The organism is Candidatus Puniceispirillum marinum IMCC1322, from assembly GCF_000024465.1.
Lineage (GTDB): Bacteria > Pseudomonadota > Alphaproteobacteria > Puniceispirillales > Puniceispirillaceae > Puniceispirillum > Puniceispirillum marinum.
On the sequence record NC_014010.1, the window covers coordinates 2,255,408 to 2,274,636 of the forward strand.

Here is a 19,229-nt window from a genome sequence, read left to right on the forward strand (position 1 = left end):
CTTATGGGTATGATCTGTTCACTGGTTAGATTCGTCATTGCCAGTTTCTGTCGGGGCATGCGTGTTGGTATGGTGATACTGCTGACGGGGACGGCTACAATGGCTACAATGGCGGTAGCCGAACCATTAGGTACGCATGTGCCTGATGCCGAGATTGTCGGCGAAGCCCGGTTCAAGGTGTTTCTGTTTAAAATATATGATGCCACACTATATGCCCCGCAAGGCCGCTATGATCCAGATGGCGTATATGCGTTACGGTTGCGTTATCTCGTCGATGCTTCAAAAGCGCAAATTGTTAAACGCTCACTTGTTGAAATGGAACGTCAGACACAAGTTGATAAAGCACAGTTGCAAATTTGGAAAAAATTTCTGGACGCCAGTTTTCGCGATCTGAAAGATGGTGAAAGCGCAACGGCCATCCATAATCAGGATGGCAGCATCACCTTTTATCTGAATGATGTTGAGGGTGAAACGATCAAGGATGCCGATTTTGCCGATGCCTTTATGAATATCTGGCTTTCTGACAAAGCCCGTGATCTGGATTTTAGCCGAGCCTTGCGCGGTCTGGATAATCGATCATGAAGCTTGGCGCGTTTCTATTTGAAGTGCTACCTTTGCTTGGCTTTTTCATTGGATACAGTGTTTATGGTTTATTTGCTGCGGCGATGATTTCAGTGGGGTTGGGGGCGCTGGTATTGCTTGTGGCCTGGTTTCAAGAACGGCGTGTTGCCCGCTTTCCTCTTTTTTCATTACTGCTATCGGCGGGCTTTACATGGGCGGCGATAGCGCTTGATGCTGATATTTTTATCAAGATGCAGCCGACCTTGTTCAATGGTCTGTTTGCGGCAGTTTTACTGGGTGGGTTGATCATGCGGCGTGCCATGATGCGTGAGTTTTTTCAGCATCAATTTGCACTTGATGATGCCACATGGTTCACCCTTAGCCTTCGATGGGGGTTGTTTTTCCTTGGCCTTGCACTGGCCAATGAATATGTCTGGCGTGGTTTTGATGAGGCCGAGTGGGTGTTCTATAAAACCTTCATTGCCGCGCCAGCCAGCGCATTGTTTATGCTGGCACAATTACCCATAACCTTACGGGGTCTTGCAAGGGTACGCGAAGATTCTAGTAATCAATAGGCGACCCATCATAAGCAAAAAAGCCACCAGTATCGCTAGCATCCAAACCATCCATGACTCGCCACAGACAATCAGCGCTGTAAGCGGCGGTGAATAATTTATCGGCAGGGACATGTGCCTGAAACGGCTTTGACAAGGCCGTATCGACGGTGCCCGGATGCAAAGTCACAACACAGGCATGCGGGTTATAACGCGCCAATTCAATCGACATTGTGCGTAGCAGCTGATTTTGGGCAGCCTTGCTGGCCCGATAGGCGTACCACCCGCCCAGCCGATTATCCGAAATTGACCCGACGCGGGCAGATAGACTAGCGAAGATAGCCGGATGTTCGCCTTTGATTAGTGGCCATAATGCCTTGGCCAGCAATACCGGCCCCATCGCATTAATCTGGTAAGCATACAGCATGGCAGCACTATCAAGGTCGGCGATCCGCTTTTCAGGGCTAACGGTGGGATCGCGTAACACACCTGCCACCGAAATCACACGATCAAGCTGGTCGCTATGAGCGGCGACGGTCATGCCAGCTTTGGTAATGCTATCAGGATCAAGATAATCCATCGCCATCCAGGTGATATTGGCCGAGGGCGGCAGTTCTTTGAAACCGTCACTGTCTTCGGGGTTGCGGGCAGTGAGGAACATGTGCCAGTCATCGCCCTGCTGTAATGCGAAAGCATGTCTGGCAAAAGCCAGCCCGATACCGCGTCCGGCTCCTTGAATAAAAATCTTCATGAAACTCTTTTCTAGCAATCAATGATAACCGATAGCATAAGCCAAACATTGCATTTTGGTAAAATACTTCCCATCTCATAGCTATGGGGGACATAGTTGAAATGGGAGTAATGTGCTTATGATCAAGTTTTTCAGACTATTTCTTTTCATTATGCTTGGCTGTTTCGGTGCGCTGGCTTCAGCTAGCGGCACCGAAGTGGTTGCGCCAAATCCCGATATTGCTCCGCAGGAAGTTGTCGATATACAGCTAACCGGATTGCAGAATAATGATAATCCGGAACGGGATTTTGGTATTCGCCAGACATGGGCCTTTGCGCATCCGGGAAACCGGCGCATGACAGGGCCATATCCACGCTTTGCCCAGATGATCCGGAGCCCGTCCTATATCGAGATGATTGACCATGCTAGTCATTCTATTTCGCTGGCCAAGCAAGGTGAGGGATGGCAGCAATTTGACGTGCTGATGGAAACCAAGGGCGGCAATGTGCTGTTCTTTTCGTGGGTAGTTGAAAAGGTGACCGAAGGTGAATGTAAGGGGTGCTGGATGACCACCGCCGTATCAGCACCAAGCCCCGCAGGTCAGGGAAGCTAACCACATCATTATGCTGTTAACCTTGAGCTAGTCGGGCATCAATTTCAGCCCGGCTGGGCATGGAATTTGCGGCACCGGCGCGGGTGACTGAAATGCCCGCCGCTGCGCATCCGAATTTGACAGCATCAACAGGCGTCATGCCTTCGGCAAGGGCGGCGGCGAAGCTGCCATTAAAGGAATCACCAGCACCAGTGGTTTCAATCACCTTGCCTGACGACATGGCAGGCATATGTATTGTGGTGTCAGCGTCATGATAAAGCGCGCCATTTTCGCCAAGTGTGATAATGGCGGCGCCTGCACCAGACGCACGTAAAGCCTGAGCCGCATCTGTTGCGCTTGCAACTGAAGTGACTTTAATTCCGGTCAGGCCTTCGGCTTCGGTTTCATTGGGCGTTACGAAGTCACATAAAGCCAACATACCATCAGGAAGGTCAGCGGCAGGTGCCGGATTGAGCAATGTACGCACGCCTTTTTTCCGCGCCAGTTCCAGACCATACATTGCTACCTCAAGCGGCTGTTCAAGCTGGGTGATGAATATGTCAGCATTAGCAATCAGGTCTGCATTGCGGTCAATGTCGCTATTGTCAATCTCGCCAGCAACGCCCGGGGTGACAATGATCGCATTATTTCCGGTTTCGGCCTCGATGAAAATGCAGGCAGCGCCTGTGTAGCTGTTATCATGTTGGGTGATTGCGGGTGTCACACCAGCCTTTTGCCAGACATCGATTGCCATATCGGCAAATGTATCCGTGCCTAGCCGCGTGATCATATGTGCGTTGGCGCCAGCCTTTGCCGCGGCAACAGCCTGATTTGACCCTTTGCCACCAGGACTAAGATTGAAGCTTTTACCCAAAATTGTTTCACCAAGCCGAGGAATACGCTCGGCGCGATAGGCCGTATCGGCCACAAAAATACCAAGAATAACAATGGATGACATATTGGTTCCCCAGTAAATGGATGCCGTATGATAATCTTTTGAAGCTAGCCTGTCTGAGGGGGTGACACAATCAATTAGCAAAAAATTTATGCACCGCGTCAGCCATCGCATGACCTAGTGTGATATGGCTTTCAGCATCAAAATGAACGCCATCAATTGGCGACACGGCAATATGCGCGCCAGCATCAAAATAGGGAACATCATGCTGTCTAGCCATGTTGGCAATAGTGCCCGATAGAGCATGCGCATTATCAATACTGTTTTCAAATATCTCGGCAAGACAGCCTGACTGCATAACGGGTGGTGGGCTCATCAGCAAGATATCCGGCGCCTGCTGGTTGATGCCGGAATCAGATGCCTTGATGGTCTCGACAATTTTGCCAATCGCCAAAGCAATTTCAGCTGCATTCACGCCAAAACGGTGTTGCAGATCATTGGTGCCCAGCATTATCACAATGACATCAAGCGGACGATGGGTTTCCAGTAAAGCCGGCAACATGCGGATTCCATTTTTATGTACGCCGTTAATCGGGTCATCATGCACCGTTGTACGCCCGGGATGACCTTCCTCGATCACTGTCCAATCAGGGGCTAGTATTGTTTGCATGACGGCAGGCCAGCGCACATCGATGCCAAACCGGCCTTGTGATGACAGGCTATCCATTGGCGGGGTGCCATGTGTATTGCTATCTCCAAAACAAAGCAATGATCGGGTCATGATGGGACACCTTTATGATTATGTGATGTTGTTACGTATAATGGCTAATCTGAGCCATGCGCCGTCTCGCGTCAATTATCTAGCTTGGCTAGTGTCCCAATTGATAGCCGTTTGTCCTTGCGCTTCGAGATAGCTATTGGTGCGCGAAAAGGGACGGCTGCCAAAAAAACCATTATAGGCCGAAAGCGGTGATGGATGCGCTGCGGTTAATATAAGATGACGATTGGCGTCAATCGTACGACCTTTTTCAGCGGCTTTGCGTCCCCAAAGGATAAAGACAAGATGTTCGCGGATGTCAGCCAGCTGGCTAATAGCCGCATCGGTAAAGGCCTCCCAGCCCTTGCCGTGATGCGATCCGGCTTTACCATCTTCGACCGTGAGACAGTTATTCAGCAAAAGCACACCTTGCTGCGCCCAGCTTTCAAGATTGCCATGTAAAGGAGTTGGACAGCCAATATCGGAAACAAGCTCTTTGAAAATATTGCGTAATGATGGAGGTGTTTTAACGCCCTGCGGCACTGAAAAACTCAGCCCATGCGCTTGTCTTGGGCCGTGATAGGGGTCCTGCCCGATAATAACGACTTTAACCGCATCAAAGGGTGTAAGGTCAAAAGCCATGAAGACCGACTCAGGGGGCGGATATATGCTGATGCCGTTAGCTCGCTCGGTATCTAGAAATCGGAAAAGTTGCGTCATCTCTTTGCTGTTCATGACCGCGCCAAGATGATGATGCCAGCTTTGCTCAATATGCATAAATACCCCTTGAAACACGTCAATGTGATGGTACCAAAATAGCATATTTACTAGCTTATTGCAGGACAATGATATTGGTTATGGAGTAATAATAAGGGGGATACGCCATGAGAGGGGGGAGGTCTCTCATGGCTGGTATGTATGTAATTGTTGCAGGCGTCGGAAAGAAGACAAGATTTGTGAAAATATAATTATGAAATATAGAAAAATAATATAGAGTTTATGTCATGAGTCAGATTGAAGAAATACGTGCTTTTGTGACGGTTGTGGAAACAGGAAGCCTTACGCAGGCAGCGGAACGTCTTGGTATCGCTGTTTCTGCTGTAAGTCGTCGTCTGAAAGATTTGGAGCTTCGTCTTGGGGCGCCATTGATCCAGCGTTCGACGCGCCGTATGTATCTGAACGAGACAGGTCAAAGATTTTTCAGCCGTTGCCGTACTATTCTGGACGAGTTGGAAGCGGCGCAGCAGGAAGTCCAGAATACCGAAGGTATTTTGAGTGGTGTCTTGCGACTGAATGCGCCTTTATCATTTGGCATCACGCATATCACACCACTGATTACTGACTTCATGAAGGAAAACCCAGACGTGCGGATCGATATAGATCTGTCGGATAAACGCATTGATCTGATCGCCGAGGGATTTGATCTGGCGATACGTATTGGTGCGTTGCAGGATTCCAGCCTGATTGCCAAAAAAATATCAACCGCACGGCAGGTGCCTTGTGCATCGCCAGATTTTATTGCCAAACATGGTGCGCTAGACAATCCAGAAGCTCTCAATGATATGCCTGGGCTAATCTATGCAAATTCCCGAACACCATCGGATTGGACTTATGTAACACCCGAAGGTAAGGCAGGAACAGTGCATGTAAGCCAGCGTCTGTCGGCTACGAATGGTGATGTGTTGCGCGATGCGGCCATTGCCGGACTTGGTGTGGTTAATTTACCGACATTTCTGCTTTTTGAAGCCATTAATGATGGCACGCTGGTACCGTTGATGGCTGACCATGACTGGTCCGAGCTTGATATTTTTGCCGTTTATCCAAAAACAACAATCTTGCCGCGCCGGACGCGTGCATTCGTTGATTTTATGGCCTGGCGTTTTGATAAGAACCCGCATTGGAACCAGATCACGCCAAAAGCCTAAAATTTGCTAGGCAGTGATGTTGACAAATCTGTCGCCAGAGGCCAAGTCTTCGGCCTATGTTAAAGCTTCAGAACCTATTTTTTGCTATTGATGGCAAACCCCTGCTCGAAAATGCGTCGGCCACAATTCCGGCTGGCCATAAAGTGGGCATCGTCGGGCGTAATGGAACTGGCAAGACAAGCCTGTTCAGATTGATCCGAAATGAATGGGCGCTTGATTCAGGTAACATCGAATATCCAAGTTATTTTCGGGTTGGTGGCGTTGATCAGGAAGCCCCCGCATCCAGCATTAGCCTTCTTGATACGGTTTTGGCGGCTGATCTGGAGCGCGATGCCTTACTTCGTGAAGCCGAAAGTGCAACGGACCCTATGCGGATTGCTGACATTCATATGCGCCTAACTGATATTGATGCGCATTCTGCCGAGTCACGGGCGGCGACAATTCTGGCTGGTCTTGGGTTTGATGCGGTGGCACAAGCACGTGCCTGTGCCGAATTTTCAGGTGGTTGGCGGATGCGGGTTGCGCTTGGTGCGGTGCTGTTTTCACAACCCGATCTGTTGCTTCTCGATGAGCCAACAAACTATTTGGATCTGGAAGGTGCCGTATGGCTGGAAACCTTTCTGGCCAAATATAGCAAAACCGTTTTGGTGATTTCGCATGATCGCGGTTTGCTGAATAGATCGGTGACCGGTATTTTGCATTTAACCGATCGTAAATTGACATATTACGGCGGCAGCTATGACCAGTTTGATGCCGAGCGCCGGTTGAAACTGGAACAACAGCAATCAATGAAACGTAAACAGGACGCCCAGCGTGCACATATCCAGAGTTTTGTTGATCGCTTCCGTTATAAAGCGTCCAAGGCTCGTCAGGCACAATCACGTCTGAAACAACTGGAAAAAATGCAACCTATTGCCGCCTTGTCGGAAAGTGCTGTATCCGAATTTCAGTTTCCGTCACCAACGCCACTCCCGCCGCCACTTATGGTGATCGAAAATGCGTCAGTTGGCTATGATGGCAAAGCTGTATTGCGTAAAATTGATATCCGGCTTGATCAGGATGACCGTATTGCTTTACTGGGCGCTAATGGCGAAGGCAAATCAACCCTGTCAAAATTAATTGCTGATCGGTTGGCGCCGCTTGAAGGTGATATTCAGAAATCAGGCAAGTTACGCATAGGTTTCTTTGCCCAGCATCAGTTGGATGAGCTGGTTCCAGGTGAAACGCCGTTCCAGCATATGGCGCGGTTGCGTCCGGATGAATTACCAACCAAATTACGCGGCCGTCTTGGGGCGGCAGGGATTGGCGCAGACATTGTCGAAAACCCGGTTGAACGTCTGTCAGGCGGCCAGAAAGCCCGATTGTTGATGGCTATGGCGGCAATTGATGCGCCGCATATATTGATCCTTGATGAGCCAACCAACCACCTTGACATAGAAAGCCGAGAAGCGCTTATCCATGCGCTGAATGATTATAACGGCGCGGTCATTCTAGTGAGCCATGATCCGCATCTGGTTGAAACGGTTGCTGATATCTTGTGGATTGTGCGCGATGGTGCGGTTGTGCCATTTGATGGTGATATGGATGATTATCGCAAATTGCTTTTGAAACAGCGATCGGGCAAAGGCAAAACGGCAAGGCACGACACGAACGCTCTTAAAACGGCAGATATAGACAGCCTGCCGCCAGCCCGGGCTTTATCCGGCAAAGAAAAGCGACAAAATACGGCGCAGGTTCGAAGCGCCATTACTAAAACCGAAAAGATGCTGGAAAAACTGACAAAACGGAAAGCTGATATTGAGCAGGAAATGGCAGAGCCCGGTTTCTTTGAGACGAAAAATCAAAGTCGGGCAGCTGATGCAGGTAAAATGCTTGCTGATGTGGATGAGGCCATAGCGCGGGGCGAAGAAGAATGGCTTTCATTACAGGAAACTCTGGCCATCGCACTCGAAGCATAAGCATGCACAATCCTGTTACCACTTTTGTAATTTAGCTATGTGGGCTTTGACCTCTGTTATTACTTGACCTTACGCTTGCGTCTCTAACTTTTAGTCAGGGGGGCTCTGCTGGCCACATAACAGAGGAGGATGAAATGCCAGCTCATCATAAAATTGACTATGTTGAATTTTCCGCAAGTGACATTCCGGCAAGCAAAGCTTTTTTTGAATGTGTCTTTGGCTGGATATTTGAAGATTTTGGTGCCGAATATGTTGCCTTTGCCAATGCCGGCATTGAAGGTGGTTTTTTTGCTAATAATGCCTATAGCCGCACCGAGCATGGTAGCGCACTGATTGTTCTATATAGCGACGATCTGGAGCAAAGCTATGCCGATATCGTGGCGGCGGGGGGGATCATTGCAAAACCGATTTTTGCGTTTCCGGGTGGCCGTCGGTTTCATTTTTTCGAGCCATCAGGCAATGAATTGGCAATCTGGTCGGACGTGTCGCGATAAAGGCTTTCGCCCGGTAAAAAAGTGGCGTTAGATAGCACCTTGTTTGTCTGGTGGATGCCAGATGACCGGGTGGTGAAAGGCGCGAACATACATGCAGTCAATGATCGATGTGATCCGTTTTGGTTTGCTATGTGCGATATGGCTGGTGGCTTTGATCCAGATTATTGCGGGTGAGCAAGCCACAGCTTTGAGTGATGTTGGCGTTATAATGTTTGTGATTTTCGGTCTTTTGACAGTGCCGAAGATGCGGCGTGACAGTTTTATAATTCTGCTGTTATTGGGATTTGTGGCATGGCTGTTACTCGATCATCTGCCGACAAGCGATGAATGGTTTGAAGCGGGACGAAGAATACTCATTTTTGCCGCGTTATTGCCAACCATGATCCTTGTCCGCGCGACAGCTGAGACCATGCCGTCGGTTCACAAGACCCAGCAAGCGTTGGCAACCTTACCGCCTGAGGCGTCATCAGGTGGCTTGCAAATGGCCGGCCATGTATTTGGTGGCGTTATCAATACGGGTGCCTTTGCGATGTTATCGGCGGCTTTGCCGCCTAACAGCGATATGCGGCGTCGGCGCATGGCTGCCGAGGCGGCGTTGCGGGGCATGGTGTCATCCTGTGTCTGGTCGCCCTTTTTTGTGGCCTTTGCCATCGGCCAGATATTTGTGCCGGTTGCGCAGTCATGGATTGCGATTGCGCTGGGCTTGGTCACGGCGATTATTTTTGCCTTGATAACGGTACCTTTGTTCAGTCAGCAATTCAGCTTTGCGCAACTACGGATGTCACTGGCATGTTTGCAACCGGTCAGTATGCGTTTGTTGGTTGTGTTGATGACCGTTATTGCGGCAGCGGTTATGTTTAATCTGACAGCTTTATCAACTGTTGTGATTGTGATGCCATGTCTGGTTGCGATCCAATTTGTGCGGCACCGAGCCAATATTCCCGTGATCATGACACAAACGCGGCACGCGATGACAAATATTGGTGATGATATAATTATTATTACGGTTGCCATGATTGTGGGTTTTTTCGCCACCCAGACCAATGTCCTGCAAACATTAGTGGCATCCTTTTATGTGGGGGTCATTCCGGGTTGGTTTGCCTTGATTGCGACACCGACTTTGATGATGATGGCATCGGTGGTGGGGGTGCATCCCGTTATAACAAGCACGGCGCTTTTAGCGATATTCAGTCGTGGTGGTGCCGATGTACAACCTGCCTTGCTCATGCAATCACATCTGATTGGGTGGGGCGCGGGAACAATGGCGTCAGTTGCATCTTTATCAGTGATCACCTGCGCTAGTTTGTATAATGTAACCTCGCGGGACTTGGTGTTGGGGTCAAATTTGCCAACAGCTTTCTGCTATGCTTTTGGTGGGGGAATCATTTTGGCACTGGTCAATATGTTTGTTTAACGGATAAACTATGAAGACGTAAAAGTTTCTGGCACGATGCCAGTGGTAAAGAGGTAATCAAGCCATGATTTTTAGACAACTTTTTGACAATGTGTCATCAACCTATACCTATTTGATCGCCAGCCGCAAAGGCGGTGAAGCGTTATTGATTGATCCGGTACTCGAAAAAACCGAGCATTATCTAACCTTGATGGAACAACTAGATCTCAAACTTGTTAAAGTTCTGGATACGCATGTTCATGCTGATCATATTACAGCGATGGGGGCTTTGCGGGACCGGACAAGCTGCGTGACTGTGATGGGTGAACAATCGCCGGTTGATGTTGTATCGATGCGCGTATCCGATGGCGATGCTGTAGATATCGAAGGGTTCAGTCTGACCGCGATGTACACACCTGGCCATACTGATGACAGTTATTGCTTTCGAACCGATGATAGGATTTTCACAGGCGATACCTTGTTGATTCGCGGAACTGGACGTACTGATTTTCAAAATGGTGATGCAGGGCGACAATATGACTCGCTATTTAATGGCGTTTTGAAACTGCCGGAATCGATGCTGGTCTATCCGGCGCATGATTATAAAGGTGATACGGTTTCAACACTTGGCGAAGAGATTGCCTATAACCCGCGTTTGCAGGTCAAGTCGCGTGAAGAATATATTGATGTGATGAACCAGCTCAATCTTCCCAATCCAAAAATGATGGATGTAGCGGTTCCTGAAAATATGAAAGTTGGCCTGAATTTAGAGCGACAAAGACAGGTGCCAACGATTGAAGCTGGCGCTTTGCTTGGCCGCGAGGTGGACAAGCTTATTCTTGTTGATCTGCGCGAGGATACTGAGCGCGCGCGGTTTGGCGTGATTCCGGATTCGATTCATGTCCCCTATGGTCAGCTTGAAATGCAACTTGCGACATTGGCGCAGACCGATGGCCGACCTGTGGTCTTTTATTGTGCGGTTGGTGAACGCTCAGCGATGGCGACGCGTCTTGCTCATGCCAATGGTATTGATCATTGTGCGCATGTGCCTGGTGGCTTTCAGGCATGGCAGTCTGTTGGCGGTGCTATCAAAGAGGTTTAGAAAATGCGGGCTGAGCACAGCAGAATAATGTCGCATTAACATTGCCGTGTGCAGACGAACAGGAGTCGTCAATGGGAAAAAATATAGCCGTTATAGGTGGTGGTATTGTTGGCGTTTGTTCGGCACTTGATCTGCAGCAAGCCGGGCATCACGTGACGCTTATCGATCGCAAGCAACCTGGTCGCGAGACCTCGTATGGGAATGCAGGCGTTCTATCAGAATCGTCGGTGCTGGTTATGAATAATCCCGTGCTGTTACGCAAACTTCCGGGCTTGTTGCGTAACCAAAGTACGGGGTTGCGTTACAATCCCTTATTCGTACTGAAACGGTTACCCTGGGTGCTTAAATTTCTGTCCTATTGTACCAAGTCGCACGCGAAGCACGCCGCCAAGGCGTTGCGTGCCTTGCAAGTGCTTTCACTTGGACATCATAAAGCATGGATTAATGAAGCAAATGTCACTCATTTGCTTCGCTATGCAGGCTGGATGAAACTGTTCCGCACGCAGAAAGGATTTGACGGATTTGCAGCGGAAATAGAAGCGATGCAGGAAACGGGTGTAAAATTCACCATTTATGAGCGTGAACAGATACGCCAACTTGAGCCCGGTTTAGAACCGATCTACGAAAAAGCCGTGCTGATGGATGAAACATGCGGCGTTTCCAGTCCCGCCGAATTGACCGATGCCTATATAGCCATGTTTATCGCCGCAGGTGGCACAGTTACAAAAGCCGATGTCACCGGTCTGGTGCCGCAAAATCCCGGATTTGAGGTGAAGCATAGCGAAGGCGCTTTGGTCTTTGACCAGGTTGTTGTGGCGGCAGGGCCATGGTCGGCAGATGTTGCAAAATGGCTTGGATATAATGTGCCGTTGGGTTGGGAACGGGGCTATCATATGCATCTTGAGCCTGGTGACGTGCCGCAGCTTGGCCGCGCCGCATATGATGTCGAGGGTGGCTTTGCTATAGCACCGATGCGCCAAGGTGTGCGGATTACCTCTGGCGTTGAATTTGAACATCGTGATGCCCCGCCAAATTATACACAAATCAGGAAGGCTGTCGCCGAAGCCCGCAAAATACATAAAATGAAGGGCGAGATTGATGCCGAGCCATGGATGGGTCGTCGCCCGACATTGATCGACTCACTCCCCATTGTCGGACCAGCACCGCGTCATAAAGGATTATGGTTCAATTTTGGGCATCAGCATCTAGGGCTGTCGATGGCGCCCGGTTCGGCCAAATTGATTACATCGATGATTGACGGTGGAACGCCGCCGATTGATGCAAGTCCCTATCGGGCTGATCGCTTTCCGGTTTAGCGTGGAGTCAATTATGGGTGTGGCAAAATCAGAACATGCCAGATCTGCCCTATTTGCGCACCAACCCCGCACATCCAGCTATGATGTGATCATTATCGGAGGCGCGATGCTGGGCTCATCAGTTGCCTGGTTTTTATCGCAAAATTCTGATTTCAACGGATCAGTGCTGGTCATCGAAAAGGATGCAAGCTATTCGATGTGTTCTACCGCGCACACAAATAGTTGTATGCGTCAGCAATTTTCCACCGAACTCAATATCCGTATTTCGCAGTTTGGTGCTGATTTTGTGCGCAATTTCCAAAGCTATATGGGGGATGATCCAGACATACCCGAATTAGCCTTTCAGACTTTTGGCTATATGTATTTGGCAGATAATCAAGGTTTTGCTGATATCTTGCGCGCCAATCAGAAAATTCAGCAGACATGCGGTGCGGGCACCAAAATCATGTCCCCTGACGCGATCGCCGAAGCTTACCCCTTTTATAAGCTGGATGACATTATCCTTGGCAGTCATAACCTTGTTGACGAAGGTTACTTTGATGGGCATTCGCTTTTTGACTGGTGGAAACGCAAAGCGCGCAAGAACGGTGTCGAATATATCGAGAATGAAGTGATCGGCATCGATGTCGAGGGTGAAAAAGTTATCGGCGTTAGGCTGGCATCTGGCGAGCAGATCAGTGCCGGCCATATTGTCAATGCGTCTGGCCCACGTGCCGTTTTGACGGCGCGAATGGCGGGGCTAAACCTGCCAGTGGAACCGCGTCGGCGCTATAGTTTTATTTTTGATGCTGAAACACGCCTTGACCGTGATTTGCCGCTAACCATTGATCCGTCAGGTGTGCATGTGCGATCGGACAGTGTCTATTATCTGGCTGGTTGTCCACCCGATCATGACACTGATGTTGATTATGATGATTTTGCAATGGATCACGACATATGGATTGATAAAGCATGGCCAGCGATAGCAAACCGTGTGCCTGCATTTGAAGCTGTTAAATTGATCAATAGCTGGGTTGGACATTATGCTTATAACAAGCTTGATCAGAACGCGATTATCGGCGCGCATCCTGAACGCCCAAATTTCATGTTTATCAATGGCTTTTCTGGACATGGGTTACAGCAATCACCCGCGATGGGGCGGGCAATGTCCGAATTATTGACCTATGGTGAATATCGTACGCTTGATCTTAGCCCGCTTGGATATGAACGTGTTATGCGGAATGAACCCTTGCTGGAAAAGGCCGTTATTTAGGTGCGTGAATAGCATTGGCAACATCCAAAGTGCTGGTTTGATCATTATCAAAGCGAATCACGAAAGCTGATTTACTAAACCCCTAAATTATATTGAATGTGAGTAGCTTTGTCTTTTATTGCAAAAATATTTCAGTAATTGATTTATCTTCAATGATTCCCCCAACGTTCAAAAATGCAAACTAAACTGGCGGTTTTATGCCATTTTTTGGGACTATGCGTTCATTTTTATCACGTGAATAAACGTTTTTGCCAAAAACGGCACAATCAATTTCAAAATAAGTAATTGATTGGATTATCGAGAGTGTTAGTTTTGCTTAACTAATAATCCGGTTTTAAGATCGGAAATTTCAAACGGAGGAATTATAATGAGCGATAGTCGTAGAAATTTTCTTACTGGAGCGGCTGTGATAGGCGCAGCTGCTGCGGGTTACGCGGTTGGTATTGGTGGCAAAGACGAAAAAAAAGATACGCTATCTGCACCGGCTGTAAACAAAAATGAAGGTGTCAGTCTCAAGATGCAAGCATCTTGGGGCGGTGGTATTTTCTTGGAAAATGCCAAGTCATATGTTGACCGCGTGCATGCCATGGCTGGTAAAGATCTGAAGATTGATCTGCTTGCTGTTAACGCCGTGGTAAAAACAAGCCAGATGCAGGATGCTGTTCATCGCGGCGTTCTTGACGCAGCGCATTATGTACCTGCTTACTGGTATTCAAAGTCAAAATCAGCTTCTTTGTTTGGAACTGGTCCTTGCTTTGGCTGGTCTTCACAGGAAGTTCTTGGCTGGGCGCATTATGGCGGCGGTATGGAGCTGTTTAATGAGCTTATGGAAAGCCTCGGCTTGAACGTTGTTTCATTCTTTAACAGTCCAATGCCTGCACAGCCACTTGGTTGGTTCAAAGAAGAAATCAAAGACGCATCACAGATGGACGGACTTAAGTATCGTACAGTTGGACTTGCGGCTGACGTGCTTATGGAAATGGGTATGTCTGTTGTGCAGCTTCCAGGTGGTGAAATTCAGCCAGCAATGAAGTCTGGTCTGATCGATGCGGCTGAGTTTAACAACCCGACATCTGACCGTGACTTTGGTATGCAGGACGTGTCAAAGGATTACCATTTGGCATCATTCCACCAGTCACAGGAATTCTTCGAAGTGACCTTCAACAAGGAGAAGTATAACTCGCTTCCATCAGAGCTTCAGGCAATCTTGAAGCATGCGTCAGAAGCCGAAAGTTCAAACTTCTATTGGCACAACACAAAGCGTTATGCTGATGACCTGGTTCGTCTGCAGAACGAAAGTGGCGTTAAAGTCCACCGGACACCTGACTCAGTGATGGCTGCCCAGCTTAAAGCTTGGGACGTTGTTGTAGATCGTATTTCGGCTGAAGATCCTTTCTTTGCAAAGGTTATTGAATCACAGAAGGCCTATGCCAAAGACGTGATGAACTATCTGAATCTGAATCAGCCTGACTACAAGCTGGCTTACAACCACCACTTTGGCTAGGTTGTAATTTCGAAAGATTATTTATCAGGAGGCCTAATGGCCTCCTGACTTTTATTTAATTTTAGAACTATTAGCGGAGCCTGCCATGACGCAGTTCATCTATGCTATCGAAAGCCTTAGTGTCTGGGTGGGTCGTGCCTTCGGATGGTGTATTCTGGTACTTACCTTCTCGGTATCTTACGAGGTGTTTGTTCGCTACGTATTGAACTCACCAACAGTCTGGGCCTTTGATGTGATGGTACAGATGTATGGCGCGCTATTTCTTATGGCTGGCCCCTATGCGCTGGCACAAGATTCGCATGTGCGCGGTGATGTCTTATACCGTTTATTTTCGGTAAAATGGCAAGCGCGGGTCGATTTCGTTCTGTATTTGCTATTTTTCTTCCCTGGTATTCTGGCGTTGTTCTGGTTTGGATGGGAAATCGCCTCGGATAGCTGGCGCTATGAGGAAGTGAGCTGGAATTCACCAGCCCGTATCCAGATTTATTTCTTCAAGACATTGATTCCATTAGCAGGTTTTCTGCTCATTCTGCAGGGTCTCGCCGAGCTGGCGCGGTGTTGGCGGGCAATGCAATCAGGTGTCTGGATGGAACGTCTTTCCGATGTCAAGGAAACCGAAGACATGCTGATGGAACAATCTAACTAGGTGATGACGCCTGTGTCATGCACGTTACATATTGCCAATAGGGCAGATTATTTTTGAAAGTTAAGTTGAGATGACCGATCCACAAGTTGCCATTTTAATGTTGTGCCTGTTTATTGTGCTGGTACTGCTCGGGTTTCCCATTGCATTCACTTTGTTGGCGATGGGTGTTGGGTTTGGTTACTATGCCTATTATCAGGGCGGTATCGAAACCTTTGGTGATTTATTCAACAATAACATTTTCTATCTGTTGAACCAGAATACCTATTCGGTCATGGAAAATGATACGCTCGTGGCAATACCGCTATTCCTGTTTATGGGCTATGTGGTTGAACGTGCAAATATTGTTAACCGCTTATTTTATTCATTGCAGATGGCCGCACGAAATTTGCCTGGTTCAATGGCGATTGCGGCACTTATTACCTGTGCTGTGTTTTCAACCGCGTCAGGTATTGTTGGTGCGGTGGTAACCTTGATGGGATTGCTGGCTTTTCCAGCGATGGCAAGCGCTGGATATAACAAGCAGTTTGCATCAGGCGTGATCTGCGCTGGTGGTACGCTTGGTATTCTTATTCCACCATCAATCATGCTGATCGTTTATGCCGCTATTGCCGAATTATCGCCTTTACGTCTCTATGCGGCGGCCATGTTCCCCGGGCTCTTACTTGCCAGCCTTTATATACTTTATGTGGTTGTGCGGGTGATGTCGCAACCAAGTCTGGCGCCGAAACCGCGTGATGAGGACGTGCCGCCTGCCAGTAAAATATATTGGGATTTGATCGTTTCCTTTGTGCCGCTAACAGCCCTTATTGCCACCGTTCTGGGGTCAATTCTGGGAGGGCTTGCCACCCCTGCCGAAGCGGCTGCTATGGGCGCGCTAGGCGGTTTATTTCTTGCGCTTCTATATCGCTCTCTTAGCTGGGAAAAGGTCAAGGAGTCAGTATTCCTGACAGCCAAGGCCACCGCGATGGTGTGTTGGCTATTTATCGGTTCATGGACATTTGCGTCGGTGTTTTCATATCTTGGCGGGCATGATGTGATCGAACATTGGGTGTTGTCATTCGATCTGGAGCCTTGGCAGTTCCTGGTGCTTGTTCAGATCATCATCTTTGTTCTGGGCTGGCCACTGGAATGGTCCGAAATTCTGATTATCTTCGTGCCTATCTTCCTGCCGATGCTCGATAATTTCGGTGTTAATCCATATTTCTTTGCGATGCTGGTGGCACTCAATCTGCAGACGTCCTTCCTGACGCCGCCAATGGCGATGTCGGCCTACTATCTAAAAGGCGTACTGAAAGACCAGATTGAATTGATGGACATTTTCAAGGGTATTTTGCCGTATCTGGCAATTGTTATCTTCTCGATGGTGTTGCTCTATCAATTCCCGGGTATCGCTTTGTGGCTTCCGGACTATCTGTTTGGTGAATATATTCAATAAGGTTGGCAAGATCACAACTTTATCAGAAACGGAAACGATATGACATCTGCTGTGGAAATGGTGCGCATGGTGCGTGACGGGCAGGTAACGTCAGTTCAGCTTGTTACTGCCTGTCTTGACAAGATCGAAGCGGAAAATGACCAGCTCAAGGCATGGGCGCATATTGACCGTGAAGCGGCATTGGCGCGTGCTGGCGAGATGGACTACATCCGTTTAACTGGCCGGCCTATGGGTGCCCTGCATGGCGTGCCGGTCGGGGTAAAGGATATTGTCGATACACGTGCCTTTCCAACTGAATATGGCACACCTGTTATGTCGGGACGTCAGCCAGATCATGATGCCCGCGTCATTGCCCAACTTCTTGATGCTGGTGCGATCATTATAGGTAAAACGGTGACAACGCCATTCGCGTTTCTTGATCCATCCGCAACGCGTAACCCGCATAATATAGCCTTTTCGCCAGGTGGATCATCATCGGGTTCGGCGGCGGCTGTTGCGGCGGGGCATGTACCGATTGCGATTGGGTCACAAACCAATGGGTCAGTGATCAGGCCAGCGTCTTATTGCGGGGTATTTGGGTTCAAACCAACTTCTGGCATTCTGCCGCGCACAGGGGTTTTGCAAACCTCGCAAACATTGGACCAACTAGGCGTGTTCTCGCTATATCTAGAAGATACGGCCTTGCTTGCGGACGTTCTGGCTATGTATGACCCTGCCGATACAGCTTCATATCCATGGCCACGGCCACATATGCTGTCAGGTGTGCAAGAAGATGTGCCAATCGAACCGAATTTTGTCTGGCTTGAAATGCCATATTTCGGAACGCTTGATGATGATGCCCGCAAAGGCATGAACGAAGTCATTGATGCGCTTGGTGGACAAATCGAAGTCATTGATGCCGAACAGTCGTTCAAGGACATGCCTGAGGCGCATAAAATCATTCAGGACTATGAAATTTCGCGTAACCTTGAATGGGCGTTGCGCGACCATGAAGACCAGCTATTTGACAAATTTGCAGATATGTTACGTCGTGGCACCAAGATCAGCGACGAAGATTATCAGGAAGCTTTGAAATTCCGCACGGCGATGATTGGCTATTTTGCGGCATTTTTCAAAGATTATGATGCAATCTTGACGCCAAGCTCATCTGGACAAGCAACCAAATTTGACGACGGCACGGGTGATCCAATTTTCTGTACCTATTGGACCCTGTGCGGCTTACCATGCGTAACCTTGCCCATTTTAACCTCAGGCGAGGGTATGCCGGTTGGTGTGCAGCTTGTGGGTAATCGCGAAGAAGATAATCGATTAATGCGGTCAGCACGGTGGATGTTGAATAAGTTATCTGCTCCACTTGACGAACATGACGGCACCAGTGAAACTGGTGAAAGGAGCGGATTATGATTTCAAGAACCACAAAAATGATATCAACTTTTATTGCAACCATTCTGGTTATGACATTTGTCTTTGGCCTTGCTGAAAGCATTAGTTCAGGCTTTGCCGGCTTTTATGGCGGGCTTCCATTCTGGATTATTGCAATTGTGGTGATGGGTATGGCGTTTTACGACATGTATGATGAGGCCTTCAAAAAGAAGTAGGCTTCTCACGCCAAGATTATTCGAGGCTTTTATATATGTTGAGCTCGTTCCAGTATTTTTCAGTCAGAATATTGGTGTCTTTCAAACGCAGTGAAAGGCTTCTTATTATGGCAATGATGACAGGGTCGCTTTCTTTGAGTTTCTGACGCACCTGCTCGCTATCGATAATGTTTATGATGCAATTGGTATCGGCAATAACCGTCGCTGACCGCGCAGAATTGGTGACTGGTGCAGTTTCACCGAAAATTTCACCAGGCCCAAGTACGGATAACAGCAAACCATTTTTGCTGATGATCGATACATTGCCGCTATGGATGAGATATAGCTCGTCGCCTGCATCACCAACGTTATAGACCACGTCCCCTTTTTTGAACGGACGAGACTGATATTTGCGAGATGATCGGCTCATAGGCCTGCCCCTGTAAAATTAATACTAGCTGGGTTTCGAATGATTATCTTCATATATCCCCTACATTCTGAGATTAACATATTACATTTGATTAATACACAGATTGAA

The 19,229-nt window shown here is 48.4% G+C and carries 20 protein-coding genes; 15 read left to right on the forward strand and 5 right to left on the reverse strand.

The annotated features are described in order from the left end of the window. Positions 1 to 3 precede the first annotated feature (3 nt). Together SAR116_RS13350 and SAR116_RS10500 are read left to right on the forward strand one after the other, a co-directional pair. A complete protein-coding gene (locus SAR116_RS13350) occupies positions 4 to 582 on the forward strand; it encodes a chalcone isomerase family protein (RefSeq protein ID WP_190275444.1) in 579 nt (192 codons plus the stop codon). Continuing rightward, on the forward strand, positions 579 to 1,136 hold the full coding sequence (locus SAR116_RS10500) for an inner membrane-spanning protein YciB (protein ID WP_013046916.1): 558 nt from the start codon (positions 579 to 581) through the stop codon (positions 1,134 to 1,136). The genes SAR116_RS13350 and SAR116_RS10500 overlap by 4 nt, the downstream gene beginning before the upstream one ends. Here the strand turns inward: SAR116_RS10500 and SAR116_RS10505 are convergent. Further along, positions 1,123 to 1,866, reverse strand: coding sequence for an SDR family NAD(P)-dependent oxidoreductase (locus SAR116_RS10505; RefSeq protein WP_013046917.1), 744 nt, complete (start codon positions 1,864 to 1,866; stop codon positions 1,123 to 1,125). The genes SAR116_RS10500 and SAR116_RS10505 overlap by 14 nt on opposite strands. Positions 1,867 to 1,984: 118 nt before the next feature. Here SAR116_RS10505 and SAR116_RS10510 point away from each other — a divergent pair, with 118 nt between their 5' ends. Then, entirely contained in the window at positions 1,985 to 2,458 is a 474-nt protein-coding gene (locus SAR116_RS10510) for a DUF4864 domain-containing protein (protein WP_013046918.1), read from the forward strand. 16 nt (positions 2,459 to 2,474) lie between these two features. On the opposite strand, the gene rbsK is transcribed toward SAR116_RS10510, so the two are convergent. The 3 genes from rbsK to ung form a co-directional block, all read right to left on the reverse strand. After that, the gene (rbsK, locus tag SAR116_RS10515; protein WP_013046919.1) at positions 2,475 to 3,395 is read right to left on the reverse strand and encodes a ribokinase; all 921 of its coding nucleotides are present in this window, start codon (positions 3,393 to 3,395) and stop codon (positions 2,475 to 2,477) included. Between the two features lie 70 nt (positions 3,396 to 3,465). Then, the gene (locus SAR116_RS10520; RefSeq protein WP_013046920.1) at positions 3,466 to 4,113 is read right to left on the reverse strand and encodes an SGNH/GDSL hydrolase family protein; all 648 of its coding nucleotides are present in this window, start codon (positions 4,111 to 4,113) and stop codon (positions 3,466 to 3,468) included. 75 nt (positions 4,114 to 4,188) lie between these two features. Next, positions 4,189 to 4,866, reverse strand: coding sequence for a uracil-DNA glycosylase (gene ung / locus SAR116_RS10525; protein WP_013046921.1), 678 nt, complete (start codon positions 4,864 to 4,866; stop codon positions 4,189 to 4,191). A gap of 227 nt (positions 4,867 to 5,093) precedes the next feature. Between ung and SAR116_RS10530 the strand changes: the two genes are divergently transcribed. From SAR116_RS10530 to SAR116_RS10585, 12 genes are all read left to right on the forward strand, one after another. Continuing rightward, positions 5,094 to 6,014, forward strand: coding sequence for a LysR family transcriptional regulator (locus SAR116_RS10530; protein ID WP_013046922.1), 921 nt, complete (start codon positions 5,094 to 5,096; stop codon positions 6,012 to 6,014). A 56-nt stretch (positions 6,015 to 6,070) separates the two neighbouring features. Next, the gene (locus SAR116_RS10535; protein ID WP_013046923.1) at positions 6,071 to 7,972 is read left to right on the forward strand and encodes an ABC-F family ATP-binding cassette domain-containing protein; all 1,902 of its coding nucleotides are present in this window, start codon (positions 6,071 to 6,073) and stop codon (positions 7,970 to 7,972) included. A gap of 134 nt (positions 7,973 to 8,106) precedes the next feature. After that, positions 8,107 to 8,466: a VOC family protein gene (locus tag SAR116_RS10540; RefSeq protein WP_013046924.1), complete on the forward strand. Its 360-nt coding sequence runs from the start codon at positions 8,107 to 8,109 to the stop codon at positions 8,464 to 8,466. Between the two features lie 91 nt (positions 8,467 to 8,557). Further along, complete coding sequence (locus SAR116_RS10545) at positions 8,558 to 9,880, forward strand: hypothetical protein (RefSeq protein WP_013046926.1); 1,323 nt, start codon at positions 8,558 to 8,560, stop codon at positions 9,878 to 9,880. A 64-nt stretch (positions 9,881 to 9,944) separates the two neighbouring features. Next, the gene (locus SAR116_RS10550) at positions 9,945 to 10,961 is read left to right on the forward strand and encodes an MBL fold metallo-hydrolase (protein WP_013046927.1); all 1,017 of its coding nucleotides are present in this window, start codon (positions 9,945 to 9,947) and stop codon (positions 10,959 to 10,961) included. A gap of 71 nt (positions 10,962 to 11,032) precedes the next feature. Then, positions 11,033 to 12,277: an NAD(P)/FAD-dependent oxidoreductase gene (locus SAR116_RS10555; RefSeq protein WP_013046928.1), complete on the forward strand. Its 1,245-nt coding sequence runs from the start codon at positions 11,033 to 11,035 to the stop codon at positions 12,275 to 12,277. Positions 12,278 to 12,290: 13 nt separating this feature from the next. Beyond that, positions 12,291 to 13,529: an NAD(P)/FAD-dependent oxidoreductase gene (locus SAR116_RS10560; RefSeq protein ID WP_013046929.1), complete on the forward strand. Its 1,239-nt coding sequence runs from the start codon at positions 12,291 to 12,293 to the stop codon at positions 13,527 to 13,529. A 367-nt stretch (positions 13,530 to 13,896) separates the two neighbouring features. After that, entirely contained in the window at positions 13,897 to 15,033 is a 1,137-nt protein-coding gene (locus tag SAR116_RS10565; protein ID WP_013046930.1) for a TRAP transporter substrate-binding protein, read from the forward strand. An 85-nt stretch (positions 15,034 to 15,118) separates the two neighbouring features. Continuing rightward, positions 15,119 to 15,679: a TRAP transporter small permease subunit gene (locus SAR116_RS10570; protein ID WP_013046931.1), complete on the forward strand. Its 561-nt coding sequence runs from the start codon at positions 15,119 to 15,121 to the stop codon at positions 15,677 to 15,679. Positions 15,680 to 15,749: 70 nt separating this feature from the next. Then, positions 15,750 to 17,114, forward strand: coding sequence for a TRAP transporter large permease (locus tag SAR116_RS10575; protein ID WP_013046932.1), 1,365 nt, complete (start codon positions 15,750 to 15,752; stop codon positions 17,112 to 17,114). 39 nt (positions 17,115 to 17,153) lie between these two features. Next, a complete protein-coding gene (locus SAR116_RS10580) occupies positions 17,154 to 18,518 on the forward strand; it encodes an amidase (protein WP_013046933.1) in 1,365 nt (454 codons plus the stop codon). Further along, the gene (locus SAR116_RS10585) at positions 18,515 to 18,712 is read left to right on the forward strand and encodes a hypothetical protein (RefSeq protein WP_013046934.1); all 198 of its coding nucleotides are present in this window, start codon (positions 18,515 to 18,517) and stop codon (positions 18,710 to 18,712) included. The genes SAR116_RS10580 and SAR116_RS10585 overlap by 4 nt, the downstream gene beginning before the upstream one ends. 16 nt (positions 18,713 to 18,728) lie before the next feature. On the opposite strand, the gene SAR116_RS10590 is transcribed toward SAR116_RS10585, so the two are convergent. Continuing rightward, the gene (locus SAR116_RS10590; RefSeq protein ID WP_013046935.1) at positions 18,729 to 19,121 is read right to left on the reverse strand and encodes a cyclic nucleotide-binding domain-containing protein; all 393 of its coding nucleotides are present in this window, start codon (positions 19,119 to 19,121) and stop codon (positions 18,729 to 18,731) included. Positions 19,122 to 19,229: the final 108 nt, after the last annotated feature.